The organism is Flavobacterium luteum, from assembly GCF_008806775.1.
Classification (GTDB): Bacteria; Bacteroidota; Bacteroidia; order Flavobacteriales; family Flavobacteriaceae; genus Flavobacterium; species Flavobacterium luteum.
Genome location: NZ_WAEM01000001.1, coordinates 803831 through 824519 on the forward strand (window position 1 = coordinate 803831; position 20689 = coordinate 824519).

General features: G+C 30.5%; 19 protein-coding genes. 14 read left to right on the forward strand and 5 right to left on the reverse strand.

The window, feature by feature from the left end; all coding sequences use genetic code 11:
- Positions 1-10: 10 nt before the first annotated feature.
- The 3 genes from F6464_RS03640 to F6464_RS03650 form a co-directional block, all read right to left on the reverse strand.
- A complete protein-coding gene (locus tag F6464_RS03640) occupies positions 11-241 on the reverse strand; it encodes a hypothetical protein (protein ID WP_151106408.1) in 231 nt (76 codons plus the stop codon).
- Between the two features lie 57 nt (positions 242-298).
- Positions 299-523: a hypothetical protein gene (locus F6464_RS03645; protein WP_151106410.1), complete on the reverse strand. Its 225-nt coding sequence runs from the start codon at positions 521-523 to the stop codon at positions 299-301.
- A 159-nt stretch (positions 524-682) separates the two neighbouring features.
- Positions 683-1123 carry a KTSC domain-containing protein gene (locus F6464_RS03650; RefSeq protein WP_151106412.1) on the reverse strand — a complete coding sequence of 147 codons (441 nt, stop codon included), beginning with the start codon at positions 1121-1123 and terminating at the stop codon, positions 683-685.
- 206 nt (positions 1124-1329) lie between these two features.
- Between F6464_RS03650 and F6464_RS03655 the strand changes: the two genes are divergently transcribed.
- The 5 genes from F6464_RS03655 (at position 1330) to mnmE (ending at position 5827) form a co-directional block, all read left to right on the forward strand.
- Positions 1330-3300: an endonuclease gene (locus F6464_RS03655; RefSeq protein WP_151106415.1), complete on the forward strand. Its 1971-nt coding sequence runs from the start codon at positions 1330-1332 to the stop codon at positions 3298-3300.
- Positions 3301-3372: 72 nt separating this feature from the next.
- Positions 3373-3918, forward strand: a complete 546-nt coding sequence (locus F6464_RS03660; protein WP_151106417.1) for a hypothetical protein — start codon at positions 3373-3375, stop codon at positions 3916-3918.
- Positions 3915-4067 (forward strand): hypothetical protein, encoded by a 153-nt coding sequence (locus F6464_RS03665; RefSeq protein ID WP_151106419.1) that lies wholly within the window; start codon positions 3915-3917, stop codon positions 4065-4067. Before F6464_RS03660 ends, F6464_RS03665 begins: the two co-directional genes overlap by 4 nt.
- Before the next feature lie 11 nt (positions 4068-4078).
- Positions 4079-4300: a hypothetical protein gene (locus F6464_RS03670; protein ID WP_151106421.1), complete on the forward strand. Its 222-nt coding sequence runs from the start codon at positions 4079-4081 to the stop codon at positions 4298-4300.
- A 120-nt stretch (positions 4301-4420) separates the two neighbouring features.
- Complete coding sequence (mnmE, locus tag F6464_RS03675) at positions 4421-5827, forward strand: tRNA uridine-5-carboxymethylaminomethyl(34) synthesis GTPase MnmE (protein WP_151106423.1); 1407 nt, start codon at positions 4421-4423, stop codon at positions 5825-5827.
- A gap of 7 nt (positions 5828-5834) precedes the next feature.
- On the opposite strand, the gene F6464_RS03680 is transcribed toward mnmE, so the two are convergent.
- Positions 5835-6149: a rhodanese-like domain-containing protein gene (locus tag F6464_RS03680; RefSeq protein WP_151106425.1), complete on the reverse strand. Its 315-nt coding sequence runs from the start codon at positions 6147-6149 to the stop codon at positions 5835-5837.
- A 152-nt stretch (positions 6150-6301) separates the two neighbouring features.
- Between F6464_RS03680 and F6464_RS03685 the strand changes: the two genes are divergently transcribed.
- From F6464_RS03685 to F6464_RS03695, 3 genes are read left to right on the forward strand one after another with little or no spacing between them, the layout of a single operon-like run.
- Positions 6302-6760: a MarR family winged helix-turn-helix transcriptional regulator gene (locus tag F6464_RS03685; RefSeq protein ID WP_151106427.1), complete on the forward strand. Its 459-nt coding sequence runs from the start codon at positions 6302-6304 to the stop codon at positions 6758-6760.
- Positions 6761-6774: 14 nt separating this feature from the next.
- Complete coding sequence (locus F6464_RS03690; RefSeq protein WP_151106429.1) at positions 6775-7407, forward strand: NAD(P)H-dependent oxidoreductase; 633 nt, start codon at positions 6775-6777, stop codon at positions 7405-7407.
- Between the two features lie 29 nt (positions 7408-7436).
- Positions 7437-8006 (forward strand): YceI family protein, encoded by a 570-nt coding sequence (locus F6464_RS03695; protein WP_151106431.1) that lies wholly within the window; start codon positions 7437-7439, stop codon positions 8004-8006.
- Between the two features lie 62 nt (positions 8007-8068).
- Here the strand turns inward: F6464_RS03695 and glmM are convergent, their stop codons facing one another.
- Positions 8069-9457 (reverse strand): phosphoglucosamine mutase, encoded by a 1389-nt coding sequence (gene glmM, locus F6464_RS03700; protein ID WP_151106433.1) that lies wholly within the window; start codon positions 9455-9457, stop codon positions 8069-8071.
- 106 nt (positions 9458-9563) lie between these two features.
- Between glmM and F6464_RS03705 the strand changes: the two genes are divergently transcribed.
- The 6 genes from F6464_RS03705 to F6464_RS03730 all read left to right on the forward strand — a co-directional run bounded on the left by F6464_RS03705 (position 9564) and on the right by F6464_RS03730 (position 20436).
- Positions 9564-10148: an acyl carrier protein phosphodiesterase gene (locus tag F6464_RS03705; protein ID WP_151106434.1), complete on the forward strand. Its 585-nt coding sequence runs from the start codon at positions 9564-9566 to the stop codon at positions 10146-10148.
- Complete coding sequence (gene ggt / locus F6464_RS03710) at positions 10145-11824, forward strand: gamma-glutamyltransferase (protein ID WP_151106436.1); 1680 nt, start codon at positions 10145-10147, stop codon at positions 11822-11824. The genes F6464_RS03705 and ggt overlap by 4 nt, the downstream gene beginning before the upstream one ends.
- Positions 11825-11968: 144 nt before the next feature.
- Positions 11969-13753: a chloride channel protein gene (locus F6464_RS03715; protein ID WP_151106438.1), complete on the forward strand. Its 1785-nt coding sequence runs from the start codon at positions 11969-11971 to the stop codon at positions 13751-13753.
- A 109-nt stretch (positions 13754-13862) separates the two neighbouring features.
- Positions 13863-16694 (forward strand): excinuclease ABC subunit UvrA, encoded by a 2832-nt coding sequence (uvrA, locus tag F6464_RS03720; RefSeq protein ID WP_151106440.1) that lies wholly within the window; start codon positions 13863-13865, stop codon positions 16692-16694.
- Between the two features lie 60 nt (positions 16695-16754).
- Positions 16755-17483: an LOG family protein gene (locus F6464_RS03725; RefSeq protein WP_151106442.1), complete on the forward strand. Its 729-nt coding sequence runs from the start codon at positions 16755-16757 to the stop codon at positions 17481-17483.
- A gap of 130 nt (positions 17484-17613) precedes the next feature.
- A complete protein-coding gene (locus F6464_RS03730) occupies positions 17614-20436 on the forward strand; it encodes an aminopeptidase (protein ID WP_317132226.1) in 2823 nt (940 codons plus the stop codon).
- Positions 20437-20689 lie beyond the last annotated feature (253 nt).

Genomic DNA, 20689 nt, shown 5'->3' on the forward strand with positions numbered 1-20689 from the left:
AATTATAACTTTAAACTGTAGAAAATTTACTTTTACATTGATCTAAATTAAATTGACTATGCTCTAATTCGTTAAGAGTTATAGTCATATCTAAAGTTAATCTTCTAAGCAATTGATAATCATTTGCATCATTATATTTTTGAATTTTTAGTCTAATTTCGTGTAGTTCATTTTCTAACATCTCGATAGTTTCTTTAGCCTTTTTTACTTGATCGACATATATTTGACAAGAATCATTCATATTACATTTCTATTTATTATTAAATTTTAAGGGATATTTTTATTTATTGTAAATGAATTATAAAATACTATTGGGCTTTTCAAGAACTAATTGACTATGTTTTAATTCATAAATAGCCTTAGACATTCTAATATTTATTCTCTTTAATTCATGCATTAGATTAATATTAAATTGATCTGAATTTAGTTTATTCCGAACTTCTAACAATTCCTTTTCTAAAACAGAAATTTTTTCTTTAGCCTTGATTGCCTTCTGTTCGTATTTTAGATAGGAATCATCCATAATATTAATAAATGTTTAACTATAGTATTACAACAAAATTAAATACTATATTCATAACACACAATCACTAAATTTAGTGATTTTTATATATTCCTTATAAATATGAAGTAAAAAAAAAGCGCCAATTAAAGCGCTTAAATATTCTATAAAAATGAATTATTATTCCTGATTGCTAACTTTTCTGTAAGGAAAAGCATTAAAAATGTGTCTTTTTGCAAATCTACTTGGCGATTCTGCATTAACCATCTTAATATATGTAGCTTTAGGAACACTAATAAACTCATAGCTACTTCCGTTAGAAAAATTTACAGACAATCTTATATTTTCATATTTATAATCTAAAATAGTACACGTAGCAATAGTCTCATTATATTCAGGTAATCCTTGCTTTATAGTCTCTGGGTTTATGCTTACTAAGAAATGATAAGCTTCAATTATTTCTTTACTTTTTTCTTCAGCTTCTTTTAATCCGGCTTCATTTCCTTGAAATTTATCAGGATGGCTTTCTTTCATTGCATTCCTGTAAATAGTTTTTAAATCCTTTAATGCTACCATTTTATCAACATTTAGTAGCTTTCTGTATTCAACAATTTTTTTCATATAAAAGTATAACGTATTGTTTTTTAGCGTTTAACTAAATAATTTGATAGTAAAAACGATAATTTTTTTGCAAATGTACATTTTTTAAAAAGAATTACAATATTTTTTTCTTGAAGTGTATAAAGTTAAATTTTAACACTCAAAAATTGCATTATATGCAATATATCAATAAATTCATTACATTTGTCTAACTAAAATTTATAAAAATGATGAAAAACTTGTTTTTCGCACTGTTATTTTTGTGTTCCTATGTTTCGTCCTATGGACAGATTGTAATTAATGAAATTGATGCCGATACTCCAAGTTCTGATATTTTGGAGTTTGTTGAACTTAAATCAACTGCACCAACCTTTTCACTTGATGGTTATGTTTTAGTTTTTTTTAATGGTACAACATCAGGAACAGGAACTTTAAGTTATTTTTCTTTAGATTTAGATGGATTAAAAACTGATGTAAATGGAATAATTACCATTGGAAATCCTACGGTTTCTCCAACACCTGCTTTAACTTTTCCTGTTGCAAAATTAGAAAACGGACCTGATGCAGTGGCTTTATATTTAGGAAATGCTATAGACTTCCCTTTAGGTACAAATGCTAAATCTGCTGGACTTATAGATGCTATAACTTATTCTGATAAAGTAGCACTAAAACCAACTGCACTGATGAATATTTTAGGAATTACAATATGCCCCAATGAGAATCAATCACTTGCAGTTGAAACACAATCTATACAGCGAAAAAATGATGGGACTTATGAAATTAAAACTCCAACGCCTGGAGTAAACAATGATGGTACTGGATTTATTTTTAACTATATAAATACAACTACTAATTTAACAACTATTACTGAAGGTCAGAATTTAATTGTTACCTCTACATTGAGTCGATCCGTTACAGACGCTCCACTTACCTTAACTTTTAAATTAAATAATGGTAGTTTTAATTCTAATGATATTTCAGGCAATTTGAGTATAACAATTCCTATAGGAGCAACTTCTGGAAGTGCAACTGTATTAATTAAAAATGATGGTGTAAATGAGGGTGATGAAGAATTAAAAGTACAACTAACAACTCCATCGACCGAATATTATTTAAATAATAATAGTATAATTGTAAGAGTTAATGATATAAATTTTGCTGTTCTACCTTTTGGGTCTCCCCTAAATCCTACTTATGGTTTAGTGGCAAGTACTGCTCCAGCAAATTATTATTCTTCTATTGAAGGTCTCTCTGGTCAAGCATTAAAATTAGGTTTACAAAATATTATTGCTAATCCAGCCGTAGTTCGTGCGCATGTATATGGCGATATATACGATATTTTAAATAAATCCGATCAAAATCCGGCAAATAGCAATCAAGTTTGGTTGATGTATGTAGAACAGCCACGTTCAAAAATTGATGCACAAGAGGGTAATAGTATAATTGGAAAATGGAATAGAGAACATATTTTTCCTCAATCTCGTGGTGGTTTCGCTGATGCTACTAGTGGTTTTCCTGCGGGAATAAATAATTGGACTACCACAGGCCCCGATGTAATTGCTACTGGTCATGGTGATGCACATCATATTAGAGCTGAAGACGGTCAAGAAAACACTTCAAGAGGGAATAAAAATTATGGAATTGATTATAAAGGACCAACTGGAAATAAAGGCACTTGGCGCGGTGATGTTGCTAGAGCATTATTTTATATGGCAGTTCGTTATAATGGATTGAGTGTTGTAAATGGAAATCCTTCTGTTAGTAGCATTGGTGAGATTGGTGATTTAGCCACTTTGTTAGATTGGAATCGATTTGAAAAAGTTGATGATTTTGAAATGAATAGAAATAACTACATTTATACTTGGCAAGTAAACAGAAACCCATTTATTGATTATCCTAGTCTAGCCGATTATATTTGGGGACCAAATGTTGGACAACCGTGGTCTTCATCATTATCAACAAATGTTTTTAATGATTTAAATATTGCAATTTTTCCAAATCCTGCAAAAGACTATTTAATGGTTTCGGGTTTAAAAAACGAAGGCACTATCGAAATTTATTCTGTCACAGGTTCATTACTATTAAGAAACCCAATACTTGATAGTACCAGATTAAATTTAAACTTAACTTCAGGAATGTATTTAGCAAAAATAACCTCTGAGGGTAAATCAGTTTTAAAGAAAATTATCATAAAATAATTCTATTTATTAAATGAACACAAACCATTGGAATCCTATTTTTCTGATGGTTTTCTTTTATTAGTTTTGAGTATGAAAATTACATTACCTATAAAACCAAATTCATTCAAAAATACTTTTTGCGTTTTTAAAGAAGTCCCTCTAATAGAGATTGAAAATATAAAAAGTAATTTTATAAGTTCATCTGGAAGCACTTACTATTATACTGAATTAGGAATGTACAGATTGTCCAATCATTGGGGAAGACTTGCCAATAGTAAGTGGCGTTTAGAATCTTTAGAGATAGAGAATCAATCAAAAACTAAACTAGGGTTTGCATTGTGGGAGGATTTCTATCCTGACAACTCAAAAGAGGAATTGTATTATATTACAACCGATTTTAAAACTAAAACGGTTAACTACCAACACAAAAATAATCCTTTATATGATAACAAAGCAGTACTCCGAAACAGTTTTGAAACTACTAAAAAGATAAAGCAAATTCGTAATCTTCTCAATTTAACCTCTTGGGCAAAACATTTTGAATATTACGATTTAGAAGTTTTACAAGAAAAAATAATAACAGATTTGATGTTTACTAATAAACCTTTAGAGGAAATAAAAAGAGATTTAAGATGAGTAGAAATAACGAAAAGAACATCAAAAAGCACAATGATAAATTGCACAAAGAGCAAGATAAAGCTAAAAAAGCAATCGTTGTCAGAAAAGAAAAATTGAAAGAAATTGTAAAAAAATTCAATGAAAATAACATATCAAAAAACAACTAAATTAAGAATATATGAAAAGTAATAAATTTATTGTTTTAAAAGAAAGTGTACAAGAAATAATAGATCTAATAGCCCTAAAAAATAATAAAGAAGCTAATAATAGATTAGTAGAAGTAAGCGAATTACTAGATGAACTTCTCGATTTTTCTGAAGAAGATGAAGATTTAATGCAAATAAGTCGCTATCAGGTTTTGCTGAATCAATTGCATCAAAAAATTAATTTTGGCGATTAGTAAAACAAATTCTTCTTCTTATATTATTTACCTCCGTAATTCTGTAATAAAGCATTGCATTTATGATGTTTTATTATTACAAAATAAATCTTTGTAACTTTACCGTTTTATTTACAATTTATGATTTTACAAGATACAATTGTTGCCTTAGCCTCACCATCTGGTGCTGGAGCAATTGCCGTAATTCGAGTTTCGGGTTTTGAGTCTATAACTATTGGGGCATTGATATTTCAATCAATTTCTGGGAAAGACTTAAACAAACAAAAAACACATACTTTACATCTAGGACATATTGTTGATGAAAATAAAGTCGTCGATCAAGTTTTAATTTCTATTTTTAAAGGCACTCAATCCTATACCGGTGAAAACACAATCGAAATTTCATGTCACGGTTCAACATATATTCAACAGCAAATCATTCAGTTATTGCTTAGAAAAGGATGTAGAATGGCGCAAGCGGGAGAATTTACATTACGTTCGTTCCTAAATGGAAAAATGGACTTATCTCAAGCTGAAGCAGTAGCCGATTTAATTTCATCCGATAACGAAGCGTCCCACCAAATTGCTATGCAACAAATGCGAGGTGGTTTCTCTAATGAAATTGCCAAACTGCGTGAAGAACTTCTCAATTTTGCTTCACTTATTGAATTGGAACTAGATTTTGCTGAAGAAGATGTCGAATTTGCTGATCGTACACAATTCGCAGCATTATTAAACAGGATTGAGTTTGTTTTAAAACGATTAATCGATTCTTTTGCTGTTGGTAACGTGATTAAAAACGGAATTCCTGTAGCGATTGTTGGTGAACCCAATGTAGGCAAATCGACTTTATTGAACGCATTATTAAACGAAGAACGAGCTATAGTATCTGAAATTGCAGGAACCACTCGTGATACTATTGAAGACGAATTGGTTATTGGAGGGATTGGTTTTCGATTTATTGATACTGCAGGAATTAGAGAGACCAAAGATATTATAGAAAGTATTGGAATTAAAAAAACTTTTGAAAAAATAGAACAAGCTCAAGTGATTTTATTTTTAATTGATAGTTTACAATTGATAATTGATAATGAGAATACTGTAAAAATTGAAATCGAAAAAATTAAAAATCAGTTTCCTCAAAAACCATTAATTGTTGTTACAAACAAGATCGATAAATTAAATTCTGAACAAAGAATTCTATTTGACAACCAATTATCAATTATCAATTATCCTTTATTAATCGAAATTTCAGCAAAAGAAAAACAAGGAATAGATGACCTTAAAAATCAATTACTGTCTTTTGTAAATACTGGAGCACTTCGCAATAATGAAACTATTGTAACCAACACGCGACATTATGATTCTTTATTAAAAGCTTTGGACGAAATTCAAAAAGTAAAATTTGGCCTACAATCTGATTTGCCTTCTGATTTAATGGCAATCGATATCAAACAAGCGCTTTATTATTTTGGTGAAATCACTGGAGAAGTAACAAATGATGAGCTTTTAGGAAATATTTTTGCAAATTTCTGCATCGGAAAGTAATTACCTTTTATTCAGGATACACTACTTCCCCATCCCACTGTATAAAACCACCTAATAAATTATAAGCGTTTTCAAAACCCAACTCGTTCATAATGTCACAGGCTTTTGCGCTTCGTACGCCAGACCTACAATACACATAATAATTTTTAGATTTATCTAACGATTCTATTTCATTAATAAAATATTGACCTTTATTAATATCAATCATAATAGCATTTTCAATAATCCCGTCGTTGCACTCATCTTCTGTTCTGACGTCTAATACAATGGCGTTTTCATCATTTTCTAGTTGCTCTGTCCAATCTTGTTGAGTCAAATTCATAATTTTTATTTTTAATCAAAAATAGTATTTTTAGCCTAATGATTTTTATGAAATTTTTTAATTATCATTTTTAACAAAAAAATAACGTAATATTTGTATATACAAATATAATTACTACTACATTTGTATATACAAATTTAATACTTTCAAAAATGAAAATTGAAGATGTTATAAAATCAAATGTCGAAATGGAAGTTTCTAAAAAAGTAGTTTTAAATATTATCTACACTCAAAATGTCATTAATGACCATTTTAATGACATTTTCAAGCCCTATGATTTGTCAGGAGAACAATACAATGTTTTACGTATTTTAAGAGGACAAAAAGGGTGTCCAGCAAATATGTGTCTGATTCAAGAGCGAATGCTAGCTAAAACCAGCAACACTACTCGACTTGTAGATAAATTGCTTTTGAAAGAATTAGTTACAAGAGAAGTTTGTCCAGAAAATCGAAGAAAAATTGAAGTTCAAATAACCCAAAAGGGTTTAGATGTTTTATCAGAATTAGATCCAAAAATAACTAAAAATGAAAATAAATTCTCTAATAACTTATCAAATACTGAATTGGAACAATTAAACGAATTACTAGAAAAATTTAGAACAAAAAATTAATATAATAATACACTATGAATACATTTCTCGAAAACCAAAACTGGCGTTATGCAACTAAAAAATTCGACGCTACAAAAAAAATCTCAACTGAAGATTTAAACACATTAAAAGAAGCAATAAGGCTTTCCTCCTCTTCCTATGGAATGCAGCCTTATAAAATTCTTATTATAGAAAATCCTGAATTAAGAGCTCAATTACAAGCAGCCGCATGGGGACAAAGTCAAATAGTAGATGCATCACATCTTATTGTTTTTGCCAACATTACTAATTTTGGAAATGACGATATTGATGCCGTTCTGAATATTTTTACAACTCAAAGAGCTCTTCCTGCAAACGCATTAGAAGGATATGGTGGTTTCATAAAATCAAAAATAGCTTCACTTCCTGAAGAAGTTAAAAACGTTTGGACTGCAAAGCAAACCTATTTAGCTTTAGGGAATCTTTTGAATGCTGCCGCAGAATTAAAAATTGACGTTACGCCTATGGAGGGTTTTGAACCTTCAGCGGTTAATGAAATCTTAGGTTTAGAAAAACTAGGACTTAATGCAGCATTGCTTGCAACAATTGGATATCGTCATGAAGAAGATGAAACACAACATTACAAAAAAGTACGAAAATCAAACGAAGATTTATTTATCACTCTATAATTAATACAAACACTTTAAAATTAAAAAAAATGAAAAATTTAAAAACAATTGCCATTGCTATTTTAGTAGCATTTTCAACAGTAACAGCAACTGCACAAACAAAAAATGTTGATGTTGCGAAAAGCACTATTAACTGGGTTGGAAAAAAAGTAACTGGAAAACATGAAGGAACAGTAAATATTAAAGAAGGCTCTTTAATTTTTAAAAACAAAAAACTAACAGGAGGTAACTTTATTGTTGATATGACTTCACTTGAAGCAACAGATTTAAAAGTTGGAGAAGGAAAAGAAAAATTAGAAGGTCACTTAAAATCAGACGATTTTTTTGGAACCGACAAATTTGCAACTTCTAAATTAGTTTTTAAAACAGTTAAGCCTAATGGTAAAAATTCATATACTGTAACTGGCGATTTAACTATTAAAAGCACAACAAATCCTGTTACTTTTACAATAACCATAAAAGGTAATACTGCTTCAACTAGCCTAAAAATTGATCGTACTAAATTTGATGTTAAATACGGTTCTGGAAGTTTCTTTGACAATTTAGGTGATAAAGCTATTTCAGATAATTTTGATTTGAATGTTGCTTTGCAATTCTAAAAAAAATTACATAGAAACCGTTCCGACACCTATCGGGACGGTTTTTTTATTACAATTATCTTCTAAATTCCAGCCACCGATTTTATCTCATCAATAATTCTAATCGCTAAATCATCTGCTTTTTGTTGCGTAGCAGCTTCTGTATAAATTCGGATAATAGGTTCTGTATTTGATTTTCGTAAATGCACCCAGTTTTCTGAAAAATCAATTTTAACTCCATCAATTGTTGTGATATCTTCATTTTTATATTTCTCAGTCATAGCACCAAGAATAGCGTCAACATCAATTTGAGGAGTTAATTCTATTTTGTTTTTGCTCATATAATATTCTGGATATGAAGCTCGCAAAGCAGAAACACTCACTTTTTTGTATGCCAAATGCGTTAAAAACAAAGCAACGCCTACTAAGCTATCTCGACCATAATGCAATTCTGGATAAATAATTCCCCCATTTCCTTCTCCACCAATAATAGCGTTGTTCTTTTTCATTAATTCAACAACGTTTACCTCGCCCACTGCACTAGCCTGATAATTTCCGTTATGATTGTTTGTAACATCTCGCAAAGCTCGAGAAGATGACATATTAGAAACGGTATTTCCTGGAGTTCTGCTCAAAACATAATCGGCACAAGCCACTAAAGTATATTCTTCACCAAACATTTCGCCGTCTTCGCAAATAAAAGCCAAACGATCTACATCAGGATCAACTACAACACCTAGATGAGCTTTTTCTTTAACGACTAATTCTGAAATGTCGGTTAAATGTTCTTTTAAAGGTTCTGGATTATGCGGAAAATGTCCGTTAGGTTCGCAGTATAATTTTACAACCTCAACACCCATCAATTCTAATAATTTTGGGATAATAATTCCGCCTGACGAGTTTACTCCATCAACAACTACTTTAAACTTAGCTGATTTCACTGCCTCAATATCTACTAATGGTAAATTAAGGACTTCATCAATATGAATATCCATATAGGCATCGTTTATGGTAATTTCGCCTAAATTATCAACATCTGAGAAATCAAAAGCTTCTTTTTCGGCAATTTCAAGAATTTTTTCACCTTCGGCACCACTTAAAAATTCTCCTTTTTCATTCAATAATTTTAATGCATTCCATTGTTTCGGATTGTGAGATGCAGTAAGAATAATACCCCCATCGGCATTTTCTAAAGGAACTGCGACTTCTACCGTTGGTGTAGTAGAAAGGCCTAAATCTATAACATCAATACCTAAACCAATTAACGTATTTACAACTAAATTATGAATCATTGGTCCAGAAATACGAGCATCACGACCAATAACTACGGATAACTTTTCTTTTTTAGAATAGTCTTTCAACCATGTTCCATATGCTGAAGCAAATTTTACGGCATCAACTGGTGTAAGGTTGTCCCCTACTTTACCGCCTATAGTTCCTCGAATTCCAGATATTGATTTTATTAAAGTCATCGTAAATAGTTTAAATGTTGTACTGTAAATTTTCAAATTGCTCACAAATATAATAATTGAAGCACAAAAAAAGTCTTTTGATATTTAAAATTGTTAAATTAGTCGAATGAACTTTCTTGCACATATTTATCTTTCTGGCGAAAATGATTTGGTTCAAATAGGCAATTTTATGGCTGATGGTATTCGAGGAAAACATTTTGAAACTTTTCCTAAAGATATTCAAAAAGGAATTTTCCTGCATCGTTCTATAGATACTTATACAGATGCCCATCCTATTTTTAGAAAAAGCACCAAGCGATTGCACGAAAAATACCATCATTATTCAGGGGTTATTGTTGACGTTTTTTACGATCATTTTTTAGCGAAAAATTTTCATAACTATTCTGATGAGACGTTAGAATATTTTGCAACTCGTTTTTATCAATCTTTACAAAATAATTATGAAATTCTAACCGATAAAACCAAAGGAATGATGACCTATATGATTCAGCAAAATTGGTTGGTAAGTTATCAAACTGTTGAAGGTATCGAACGAATTTTAACCCAAATGGATAATCGAATTAAAAACAATTCAAATATTCGCTTTTCTGTTCATGAACTAAGGCAATTTTACGCTGAATTTGAAGAAGAGTTTACCTTCTTTTTTGAAGAGTTGCGTAATTTTTCAAATCAGAAATTACTTTCGTTATGAGAAAAATAACATTCGTTTATTTCTGCTTCCTATTTGCATTAGTACATAAAACGGAAGCTCAATTGGGTTTAATAGCTTCAAAAGCAATGGTGGTTTCTGCACGTGAAGAAGCCTCTCAAATTGGTGTTGAAATCATGAAAAAAGGAGGCAATGCTTTTGATGCCATGGTTGCTACTGAATTAGCTCTTGCTGTAGCTTACCCAGTTGCTGGAAATATTGGAGGTGGAGGATTTATGGTTTTTAGAATGGCTAATGGTGAAATTGGTTCATTAGATTATCGTGAGAAAGCTCCGTTAAAAGCTTCAAAAGATATGTATTTAGACATAAATGGTAATGTAATTTCAAAATTAAGTGTTAGTGGAGCATTATCTATTGGAGTTCCTGGAACCATTGCCGGGGTTTTTGCCATTCATGAAAAATACGGTAAACTTTCGATGGAGGAAATTATAAAACCTGTTATTTTCTTAGCAAAAAAAGGAGTTGTAATAACAACAAAACAAGAAAAATACATTCAAAATTCAATTGATGAAATACGAAAAATTAGCGGAAACGAAACTCTAATGTCTAACAACTTTAAAACTGGCGATACTATAAAACAACTTGCATTAGCAGAAACCTTAACTCGGATAATGAAAAATGGAAAGGACGAATTTTATAAAGGAAAAACAGCAGAAAAAATAGTTGCATTTATCAATAAAAATGGTGGAATTATTTCGATGGAAGATTTATCAAAATATGAAGTAAAATGGAGAACTCCTGTAACTTTCAAATACAAAGATTTAAAAATTATTTCTATGGCTCCACCTTCGAGTGGTGGGATAACACTTCGGCAAATTATGAAAATGATTGAGCCTTATTCTATTTCAAAATACGGTCACAATTCTGAAAAAACCATTCAACTTATTACGGAGGCTGAGCGAAGAGCTTATGCAGATAGAAATTATTTTCTTGGCGACCCCGATTTTGTTAAAATACCTAAAAACGAATTGCTTAATAAAGAATATCTAAAACAAAGAATGAAAACATTTAGTTGGGAAAAAGCAACACTTTCTAGCGAAGTTTCACACGGTGAAATAGCATTTTCAGAAAGTGATGAAACAACACATTATTCTATTATAGATTCCGATGGAAATGTAGTTGCCGCAACCACAACTCTAAACGGGGCTTATGGTTCTAAACTATATTCAAACGAATTAGGATTCTTTTTTAATAACGAAATGGATGATTTTAGCGTAAAATCAGGAACTCCAAATTCGTATGGATTAATTGGTGCTAAAGCCAATAGCATTGCTCCTGAAAAAAGAATGTTGAGTTCGATGACTCCAACTATTGTAGAAAAAAAAGGAAAATTGTTTATGGTTGTTGGGTCACCTGGAGGATCTACCATAATTACATCTGTTTTACAAACTATATTAAATGTTTACGAATTTAATATGAACATGCAAGAAGCTGTAAATGCCCCAAGATTTCATCATCAATGGTTACCTGATGAAGTAATTCTTGAACCAAAAGGATTCTCTTCTGAAACCATATCAAATCTTTACAAAAAAGGTTATTTCATAAACGAAAAAACAACACCAGTAATAGGAAAAGTAGATGCAATATTGGTTTTACCAAATAATGAACTTGAAGGAGGGGCTGATTATAGAGGAGATGATAAAGCAGTTGGATTTTAAACTTAATTTGAAATGATTCATTTATAATTTTTATTGGATGTTAATTTTCTTCATAAAAAAATGAAGATTTTAGTAAAAAAGAAGCCTTTAAAAATTGAAATTAAACTCAAATATATAGTAAATTAGCACTTTTGTCAATTACCAATGTTTAGAAAATTAATATACAAATTTGAACAACTTATTGTTTGGGCTCAGAGTAAACTAACGAACAAACAATTCATTTTTTTGTCAAGTGTTTTAGTTGGTATTTCTGCTGCTTTGGCAGTAATTGTACTAAAAACTTTTGCGCATTGGGTTTTCCTATTTGCGACGTCGGTTAATGGAATTCTAAAATTGAGTTTTATAAATAGTCTTTTACCCGTAATTGGTATTTTGCTGACCGTTTTTGTTGTAAAAAGAGTTTTAGGAGGAACACTAGAAAAAGGAACCTCTCAAATTTTATATGCTGTTGCCAAAAAAGCAAGTATTATTCCCAGAAAACAAATGTATGCTCAAATTGTAACCAGCTCCCTAACAGTTGGACTTGGTGGTTCGGCTGGTTTAGAAAGTCCTATTGTAATTACGGGTGCAGCGTTTGGTTCTAATTATGCTCAAAAATATAAATTAAGATATAAAGATAGAACACTGCTAATAGGTTGCGGCGTAGCAGCAGGTATTGCTGCTGCTTTTAATGCGCCAATTGCTGGGGTTTTATTTGCCATAGAAGTTTTATTAGTAGATGTAAGCATTTCTGCTTTTACTCCTATTATGATTGCTGCTGCTACTGGAGCTTTAGTTTCAGTAGTAGCATTAGACGAAACCATTTTATTATCTTTCAAACAGCAACAAACTTTTAATTATCATAACATTCCATATTACATTCTACTTGGTGTTTTTACTGGATTAATTTCTGTATACTATTCAAGAAATCTTCAAAAAGTAGAACATTTTTTTGCTAGAATAAGATTTCAACCCTATAAAAAAGCGCTGTTTGGTGCATCAATTTTAGCAGTTATTATCTTTATTTTTCCAACTCTCTTTGGAGAAGGATATGAAAGTATTAAAACGCTATCCGAAAGCGATCCTGGAAAATTATTAGAGAACACTTTATTTAGTGATTTTAGAAATAATAGTTGGGCGCTTCTCCTTTTTGTAGGTTGTACTATGATGCTAAAAGTTTTTGCTACTGGAATTACAATGGGAAGTGGCGGAAACGGTGGTAACTTTGCTCCCGCCTTATTTCTAGGGTCTTACGTTGGCTTTTTCTTTTCAAAACTTTTAAATGTAGTTGGCTTAACTAAACTCCCTATTAGTAATTTTACAATGGTAGGAATGGCAGGCATTTTGAGCGGATTATTTCATGCACCCCTAACTGCAATTTTTCTTATTGCCGAAATCACCGGAGGTTATGATTTGATGATTCCATTAATGATTGTTTCATCAATTAGCTTTGCTATTTCTAAACGTTTTGAAAAACATTCCTTAGATGTAAAAAACCTAGCTAGAAAAGGAAATGCTTTTACAAGCAATAAAGACAGTAACATTTTATCTACAATTGAAACCGAAAAAATCATACAAACTGATTATCTAACTATTTTACCTGAAGAAAATTTAGAAAAATTAGTAGACTTAATTTCTCATTCTAACCAAGTGGTTTTTGCTGTAATAAATGCACAAAAACAACTACTTGGTGTTATCCATTTTAACGATGTTCGAGAAATTATTTTTAGTAATTTTAAAGTAAAATATACTTCTGTAAAAGAAGTTATGAGCGAACCAAAGGAAATTATTTATCCAATGGACAGTATGGAAACCGTAATGAATAAATTTGAAACTTCTAAAGTTGCTTTTCTTCCAGTACTAAAAAACGGAAAATATTACGGTTTTATTTCAAAATCTATTGCTCTCGAAGCCTATCGAAGTAAATTAAAATCAATGACAATTGATTAATTTTGAAAATAAATTTTTTAATCTTTCCCATTATCCTTTAACAAAATCTTGTTAACCGTTGTGTCAAAAGAACAAATCAAAATGTTAACTTTGCGTTTTGACCAAAATTATGCTAGAAAATAATAATACTATTGAGGTATTAGGAGCGCGAGTTCATAATCTAAAAAATATTGATATCTCTATTCCTAGAGAAAAATTAGTCGTGATTACTGGACTATCAGGTTCCGGCAAATCTTCATTGGCGTTCGATACCATTTATGCAGAAGGACAACGTCGTTATGTGGAAACTTTTTCAGCTTATGCAAGACAATTCCTTGGAGGATTAGAGCGTCCTGATGTAGATAAAATTGATGGCCTTTCGCCTGTAATTGCTATCGAGCAAAAAACGACAAGCAAAAGCCCTCGTTCTACAGTAGGAACTATTACTGAGATTTATGATTTTCTCAGATTACTTTTTGCTCGAGCAGGTGACGCTTACAGTTATAATACGGGTGAAAAAATGGTTTCCTATAGTGATGATCAAATTAAAGAACTCATTACCAAAGATTTCATTGGCAAGCGCATCAATATTTTAGCTCCTATAATTAAAGCTAGGAAAGGACATTATGGGGAATTATTCCAGCAAATTGCGAAGCAAGGATTCTTGAAAGTAAGAATCAATGGTGAAGTCAAAGATATTACAGCAGGCATGAAACTCGATCGTTACAAAACTCATGATATAGAAATTGTGATTGATCGGATAGTGATTGAAGATACTATTGACAATGAAAAAAGACTCACCGAAAGCATTAAAACAGCTATGTATCATGGCGAAAATGTATTGATGATTTTAGATCAGGATAGTAATCAGATTCGGTTTTTTAGTAGAAATTTGATGTGTCCTACAACAGGAATCTCATACCAAAATCCAGAACCAAATTTGTTTTCATTCAACTCCCCAAAAGGAGCTTGTAGCCATTGTAATGGTTTAGGAACAGTAAATGAAATTAATATTAAAAAAATAATTCCTAATCCTAAATTATCTATAAAAGCGGGTGGTTTTGTACCTTTAGGAGAATACAAATCGTCTTGGATCTTCAAGCAATTGGAAATTATTGGCGAAAAATATAACTTTAAATTAGCAGATACTATAGAAACCATTTCTGAGGAAGCAATGGAAATGATTTTGAACGGCGGAAAAGAAAAATTTACAGTAGAGTCTAAAACATTAGGAGTCACTAAAGAATATAAAATTGAATTTGAGGGCATTTCACATTTTATTAAAAATCAACATGATGAAAGCGGTTCTGCTACAATAAAACGTTGGGCAAAGGAATTCATGGATGAAATAAAATGTCCTATTTGTGAAGGTTCCAGATTAAAAAAAGAGGCCTTGTTTTTTAAAATAAACAACAAAAATATTACTGAATTATGTGATTTAGACATTTCAGATTTAACCATTTGGTTTCATGACTTACAAAATCATTTATCTGAAAAACAAAAGATTATAGCAAGCGAGGTCATCAAAGAAATTAAAGATAGATTAAACTTTCTAATGAATGTAGGTTTAGATTATTTGGCTTTAAGCCGAAGCTCAAAATCACTTTCTGGTGGAGAAGCACAACGCATTCGACTGGCTACACAAATTGGTTCACAATTGGTTGGCGTTTTATATATTTTAGATGAACCGAGTATTGGTTTGCATCAAAGAGACAATGAAAAATTGATTCATTCTTTAGAACAATTGCGTGACATTGGAAACTCAGTAATTGTTGTAGAACATGATAAAGATATGATTGAACGAGCTGATTATGTTATTGATATTGGTCCGAAAGCGGGAAAATATGGCGGAGAAATCATCAGCAAAGGAACACCTGCCGAAATCCTAAAAGAACATACTATGACAGCAATGTATCTGAATGGTGAAATGAAAATTGAAATTCCTAAAAAACGACGTATCGGAAACGGAAAATTTCTGAAATTATCTGGAGCAACTGGAAATAACCTTAAAAACGTTTCGATAGAATTACCTCTTGGAAAAATGATTTGCGTTACTGGGGTTTCTGGAAGCGGAAAATCGACTTTAATAAATGAAACACTCTACCCTATTTTAAATGAATTTTATTTTAATGGTGTAAAAAAACCGCAACCCTATAAAAAAATTGAAGGTTTAGAACATATTGATAAAGTTATAGATATCGACCAAAGTCCTATTGGCAGAACACCCCGCTCAAATCCAGCAACATATACCGAAGTTTTTACTGAAATTAGAAACCTATTTACGATGACTTCAGAAAGTATGATTCGTGGCTATAAAGCTGGACGATTTAGTTTTAATGTAAAAGGAGGGCGTTGCGAAACCTGTGAAGGCGCTGGCGTTAGAACTATTGAAATGAATTTTTTACCTGACGTTTATGTAGAATGCGAAACCTGTCAAGGCAAACGTTTTAACAGAGAAACTTTAGAGATTCGATACAAAGGAAAATCAATTTCAGATGTTTTGAATATGACCGTAGATGAAGCTGTTCCATTTTTTGAAAATATTCCTAAAATATACCGTAAAGTTAAAACCATTCAGGATGTTGGTTTAGGCTATATTACTCTAGGACAGCAAAGCACAACACTTTCTGGAGGCGAAGCACAACGAATTAAATTGGCTGGAGAATTATCTAAAAAAGATACTGGAAATACGTTTTATATTTTAGACGAACCCACAACTGGCTTGCATTTCGAAGACATTCGAGTATTGATGGAAGTCATCAATAAATTAGTAGATAAAGGCAATACAATTTTGATTATTGAACATAATATGGATGTAATTAAATTAGCTGATTACATCATAGATATTGGTCTTGAAGGCGGAAAAGGCGGAGGTGAAGTTGTTGCAAAAGGCACTCCTGAGGAACTCATTAAAAATAAGAAAAGCTATACTGCACAGTTTCTGAAAAAAGAATTACTTTAGCAGGCTGTTTTATAATTATTTTGAAACATTAAAATTAAAAGAATTTTTAGTATAAAGAATATGAAGTTACAAGATTTTGATCATGACGAAGAGAAAGTAATCCAAGATAAATTGAAGCGAAAAACTTGGAATGAAATACGAACAAATGATAGTTGGGCTATTTTTAAAATAATGTCTGAGTTTGTAAACGGTTATGAAACCATGTCTCGAATTGGCCCATGTGTTACTATATTTGGTTCGGCTAGGATAAAGCCAGAACATCCCTATTATCAATTAGCTGAAAAAATTGCTTATAAAATAAGTAAAGCAGGTTATGGAATAATAACAGGTGGTGGGCCTGGAATTATGGAAGCGGGCAATAAAGGGGCTAATCTTGGTGGGGGAACTTCTGTAGGGCTAAATATTGAGTTGCCTTTTGAACAACACTTTAATCCTTATATTGATAAAGATAAAAACTTAAACTTTGATTATTTCTTTGTCCGCAAAGTTATCTTCGTGAAATATTCTCAAGGTTTTGTGGTCATGCCAGGTGGTTTTGGAACATTGGACGAAATGTTTGAAGCAATAACATTAATTCAGACTAAAAAAATCGGAAAATTTCCAATCATTCTTGTAGGTTCTGAATTCTGGGCAGGTCTTATCGATTGGATTAAAACCGTTTTAATAGAAAAAGAAAAGACTGTTAAAATTGAAGATTTAGATTTATTTAAAATCGTTGACACTGAAGATGAAGTTGTTGAGGTCTTGAATAATTTTTATAAAAAATACAATTTAAGTCCTAATTTTTAAAAAAAATGCTTCCGAAATTGGAAGCATTTTTTTATATGACTCTAATTTTTAATTAAATTAGCATAAACTAACATATAATTTTAATGCGCGTATTTTCGTTTTAACTTTATTACAATTATTCCTAAAAGACTTGAGAAAAATTTATTCCTTTTTTATACTAATTGTTTTGTTTACTTCTATGAAACAATATGGTCAACATCATTCTAAAATGACAGTTGCCATAAATCCTGAAACTAAAATAATTACTGTTTTTCAAGAACTAACATTTTTCAATCAGACTTCAGATTCCTTGAGCACAATTATTTTAAACGATTGGAACAATGCTTTTTCATCAAAAAATTCACTTTTAGCAAAAAGGTTTTCAGATGAATTTATTCGAAACTTTCATTTGTCTAGCGAAAAACAAAAAGGATTTACAAAAAATATTACTGTTTTTGATGAAAACAAACTCTTTTTACTATGGAATAGAGATGAAAAAAATGTAGATTTAATAGAATTATGTTTGAATTCGAAATTGGCACCCGACCAAAAAGTAAAACTATATTTAACTTATACTGTAAAAATACCAAGTGATGAATTCACGAAATTTGGTTTTGGATCTAATAATAAAATGAGTTTAAAAAATTGGTTTCTAACTCCAGCTCGATATGAAAATAATACTTTTATAAAATACAGCAATGCCAATTTAGATGATATTGCAAATGCCATTTCCGATTATGAATTAGAAATTAAAATACCTTCTGATTTTGAGTTAACTTCTGATCTCAATCAAATTAAAAAAACAAATACTAAAGAAGATATAATCTATACTTTTTCAGGAAAAAACAGACTTGATTTTAATCTAATTTTAGAACATAAAACCAGTTTCAGCAGTTTTAAAAATGATGCAGTTGATGTTATTTGTAATTTAAAAGACAATAAGCTAAATGACATCCAGAAAGCGATTGTAATTGATGGAATTGTAAATTTTGTCAATTCTGAAATTGGTCAATATCCTCATGAAAAAATCACAGTCACCCAAGAAGATTATGAACGAAATCCTTTTTATGGTTTAAATCAACTTCCTGCATTTATAAGTCCCTTTTCTGACGAATTTTTATTTGAACTTAAATTTTTAAAAACCTATCTCAATAATTATTTAAAGAACACTTTAAATTTAGATAGCAGAAAAGACAATTGGATTTTTGATGGCATTCAGGTCTATACTATGATGAAATATATAGATCAAAATCATCCCGAAAGTAAAATGATGGGGAGTTTGGCAAAATTAAAAATACTCAAAAGCTTCAATTTAATCAATTTAAACTTTAACGAACAATACAGCTATTATTATATGCTTATGGCTCGAAAAAATTTAGATCAACCATTAAGCGAATCTAAAGAAAATTTAATTCGATTTAATGAAAAAATTGCTTCAAAATACAGAGCGGGATTAAGCTTGAAATACTTAGATAATTATTTAGACCAAAATATTGTCCCCAATGCTATTAAGCAATTTTATGCCGTAAATAAAGAAAAACAGACCTCTAGAATCACTTTCGAAGAAATTCTTAAAACCAATTCCAACAAAAATATTGATTGGTTTTTTAAAACAATTATCGATTCGCGAGATATAATTGATTATAAATTTTCAGATTTCTCTAAAACAAAAGATAGCATTACTTTTACTATCAAAAACAAAACGGGAACTACAGTTCCAATACCAGTATACGGAGTAAAAAAAGGAGGAATTGTTTTTAAAAAATGGTTCGAAAACATTCAAACTGACAGCACATTTACTTTAATAAGAAAAGAGGCTGATAAAATAGTTTTAAACTATAAAAATGAAGTTCCAGAATTTAATTTAAGAAACAATTGGAAATCCTTGAAAGGGTTTTCTCCAACAAATCGTCCTATAAAATTCATCTTTATGAAAGACTTAGAGGATCCTTATTACAATCAAATATTGTATGTACCCACGCTTTCCTACAATTTTTATGACGGAATTAGTTTAGGAATGCGGCTACACAATAAAACAATTCTTGACAAACCTTTTACTTTTGACATTAACCCGATATATTCAACAAAAACAAGTACACTTTCAGGGATATACTCCTTTGGAATTAATCAAAACTACAGAGAAGGAAGGTTATATAATGTAAGATATTCTATGAATGCTTCCTTCTTTCATTATGCACCTGATGCTACTTATTTAAAAATAAATCCAACTATTTCTATGTTTATAAGAGAACCTAATTTTAGAGATAATAGAAAACAGGGATTCTTTTTTAGATACAATATTGTTAACAAAGAAGCATCAATTATAACAAATAACACAAATGAAAATTATAGAATTTTCAGCGCAAAATATTTTAACTATAGAACAGAAGTTACCAATCACGTCAATTTTAATTCTGATGTACAATTGTCGAGCGGCTTTGGTAAATTAGCTGGTGAAATACAATATAGAAAACTTTTTAATGACAATCGTCAAATTAATTTAAGGCTATTTGCAGGTGCATTTATGTACAATAATAATAAAAGTAATGATTATGATTTTGGTTTAAGTAACCCAAAGGATTATCTTTTTGAATATAACTATTTAGGAAGATCAGAAACAACGGGACTATTAAGCCAACAATTTTTCCTTGCAGAAGGTGGCTTTAAATCAAAATTAAATCCTTCATTAATAAATCAATGGATGGTAACAACTAATCTAAGTTTTAATGTTTGGAATTGGATAGAAATTTATAATGATTTAGGAGTAATAAAAAACAAAAATAGCAACGAAAAGTTCCTATTTGATAATGGTATCCGACTAAATCTTGTTGCCGATTACTTCGAATTGTACTTTCCAGTCTACTCCAATAGAGGTTGGGAAATTTCAGATAAAAACTATTCTGATAAGATTCGATTTGTAGTAACTTTAAGTCCTAAAACTTTGATGAATCTTTTTACTAGAAAGTGGTTTTAAAAGCAAGCAAAATTTAAATCAAAAACTATTATTTTCAGATTGATGTGTTAAAAATTTTAGTGGAATGAAAACTCTGAATGTTATTATTTTAGTTCCATAAGAAATTATACAAAATAGATTATGAGTTAGATCTAATTTTGATAAATTTGCCTAGTCAGTTAGGCTAAAGCCTCAGGTGTTTTAGTCCCTAATTGGAGTGGGCACAGAATGCAATTCTGCGCTATCCAACCGAAAAAATTTATTGCATATCCGA

Excerpts from the sequence above, each read along its gene's own strand:
- F6464_RS03660 (WP_151106417.1), top strand. The coding sequence starts at position 3,373 with ATGAAAATTACATTACCTATAAAACCAAATTCATTCAAAAATACTTTT.
- F6464_RS03690 (WP_151106429.1), top strand. The coding sequence starts at position 6,775 with ATGAATACATTTCTCGAAAACCAAAACTGGCGTTATGCAACTAAAAAA.
- F6464_RS03715 (WP_151106438.1), top strand. The coding sequence starts at position 11,969 with ATGTTTAGAAAATTAATATACAAATTTGAACAACTTATTGTTTGGGCT.
- F6464_RS03725 (WP_151106442.1), top strand. The coding sequence starts at position 16,755 with ATGAAGTTACAAGATTTTGATCATGACGAAGAGAAAGTAATCCAAGAT.
- F6464_RS03640 (WP_151106408.1), bottom strand. The coding sequence starts at position 241 with ATGAATGATTCTTGTCAAATATATGTCGATCAAGTAAAAAAGGCTAAA.
- mnmE (WP_151106423.1), top strand. The coding sequence starts at position 4,421 with ATGATTTTACAAGATACAATTGTTGCCTTAGCCTCACCATCTGGTGCT.
- F6464_RS03655 (WP_151106415.1), top strand. The coding sequence starts at position 1,330 with ATGATGAAAAACTTGTTTTTCGCACTGTTATTTTTGTGTTCCTATGTT.
- F6464_RS03670 (WP_151106421.1), top strand. The coding sequence starts at position 4,079 with ATGAAAAGTAATAAATTTATTGTTTTAAAAGAAAGTGTACAAGAAATA.
- F6464_RS03705 (WP_151106434.1), top strand. The coding sequence starts at position 9,564 with ATGAACTTTCTTGCACATATTTATCTTTCTGGCGAAAATGATTTGGTT.
- F6464_RS03680 (WP_151106425.1), bottom strand. The coding sequence starts at position 6,149 with ATGAATTTGACTCAACAAGATTGGACAGAGCAACTAGAAAATGATGAA.
- uvrA (WP_151106440.1), top strand. The coding sequence starts at position 13,863 with ATGCTAGAAAATAATAATACTATTGAGGTATTAGGAGCGCGAGTTCAT.
- F6464_RS03685 (WP_151106427.1), top strand. The coding sequence starts at position 6,302 with ATGAAAATTGAAGATGTTATAAAATCAAATGTCGAAATGGAAGTTTCT.
- F6464_RS03695 (WP_151106431.1), top strand. The coding sequence starts at position 7,437 with ATGAAAAATTTAAAAACAATTGCCATTGCTATTTTAGTAGCATTTTCA.
- F6464_RS03645 (WP_151106410.1), bottom strand. The coding sequence starts at position 523 with ATGGATGATTCCTATCTAAAATACGAACAGAAGGCAATCAAGGCTAAA.
- ggt (WP_151106436.1), top strand. The coding sequence starts at position 10,145 with ATGAGAAAAATAACATTCGTTTATTTCTGCTTCCTATTTGCATTAGTA.
- glmM (WP_151106433.1), bottom strand. The coding sequence starts at position 9,457 with ATGACTTTAATAAAATCAATATCTGGAATTCGAGGAACTATAGGCGGT.
- F6464_RS03665 (WP_151106419.1), top strand. The coding sequence starts at position 3,915 with ATGAGTAGAAATAACGAAAAGAACATCAAAAAGCACAATGATAAATTG.
- F6464_RS03650 (WP_151106412.1), bottom strand. The coding sequence starts at position 1,123 with ATGAAAAAAATTGTTGAATACAGAAAGCTACTAAATGTTGATAAAATG.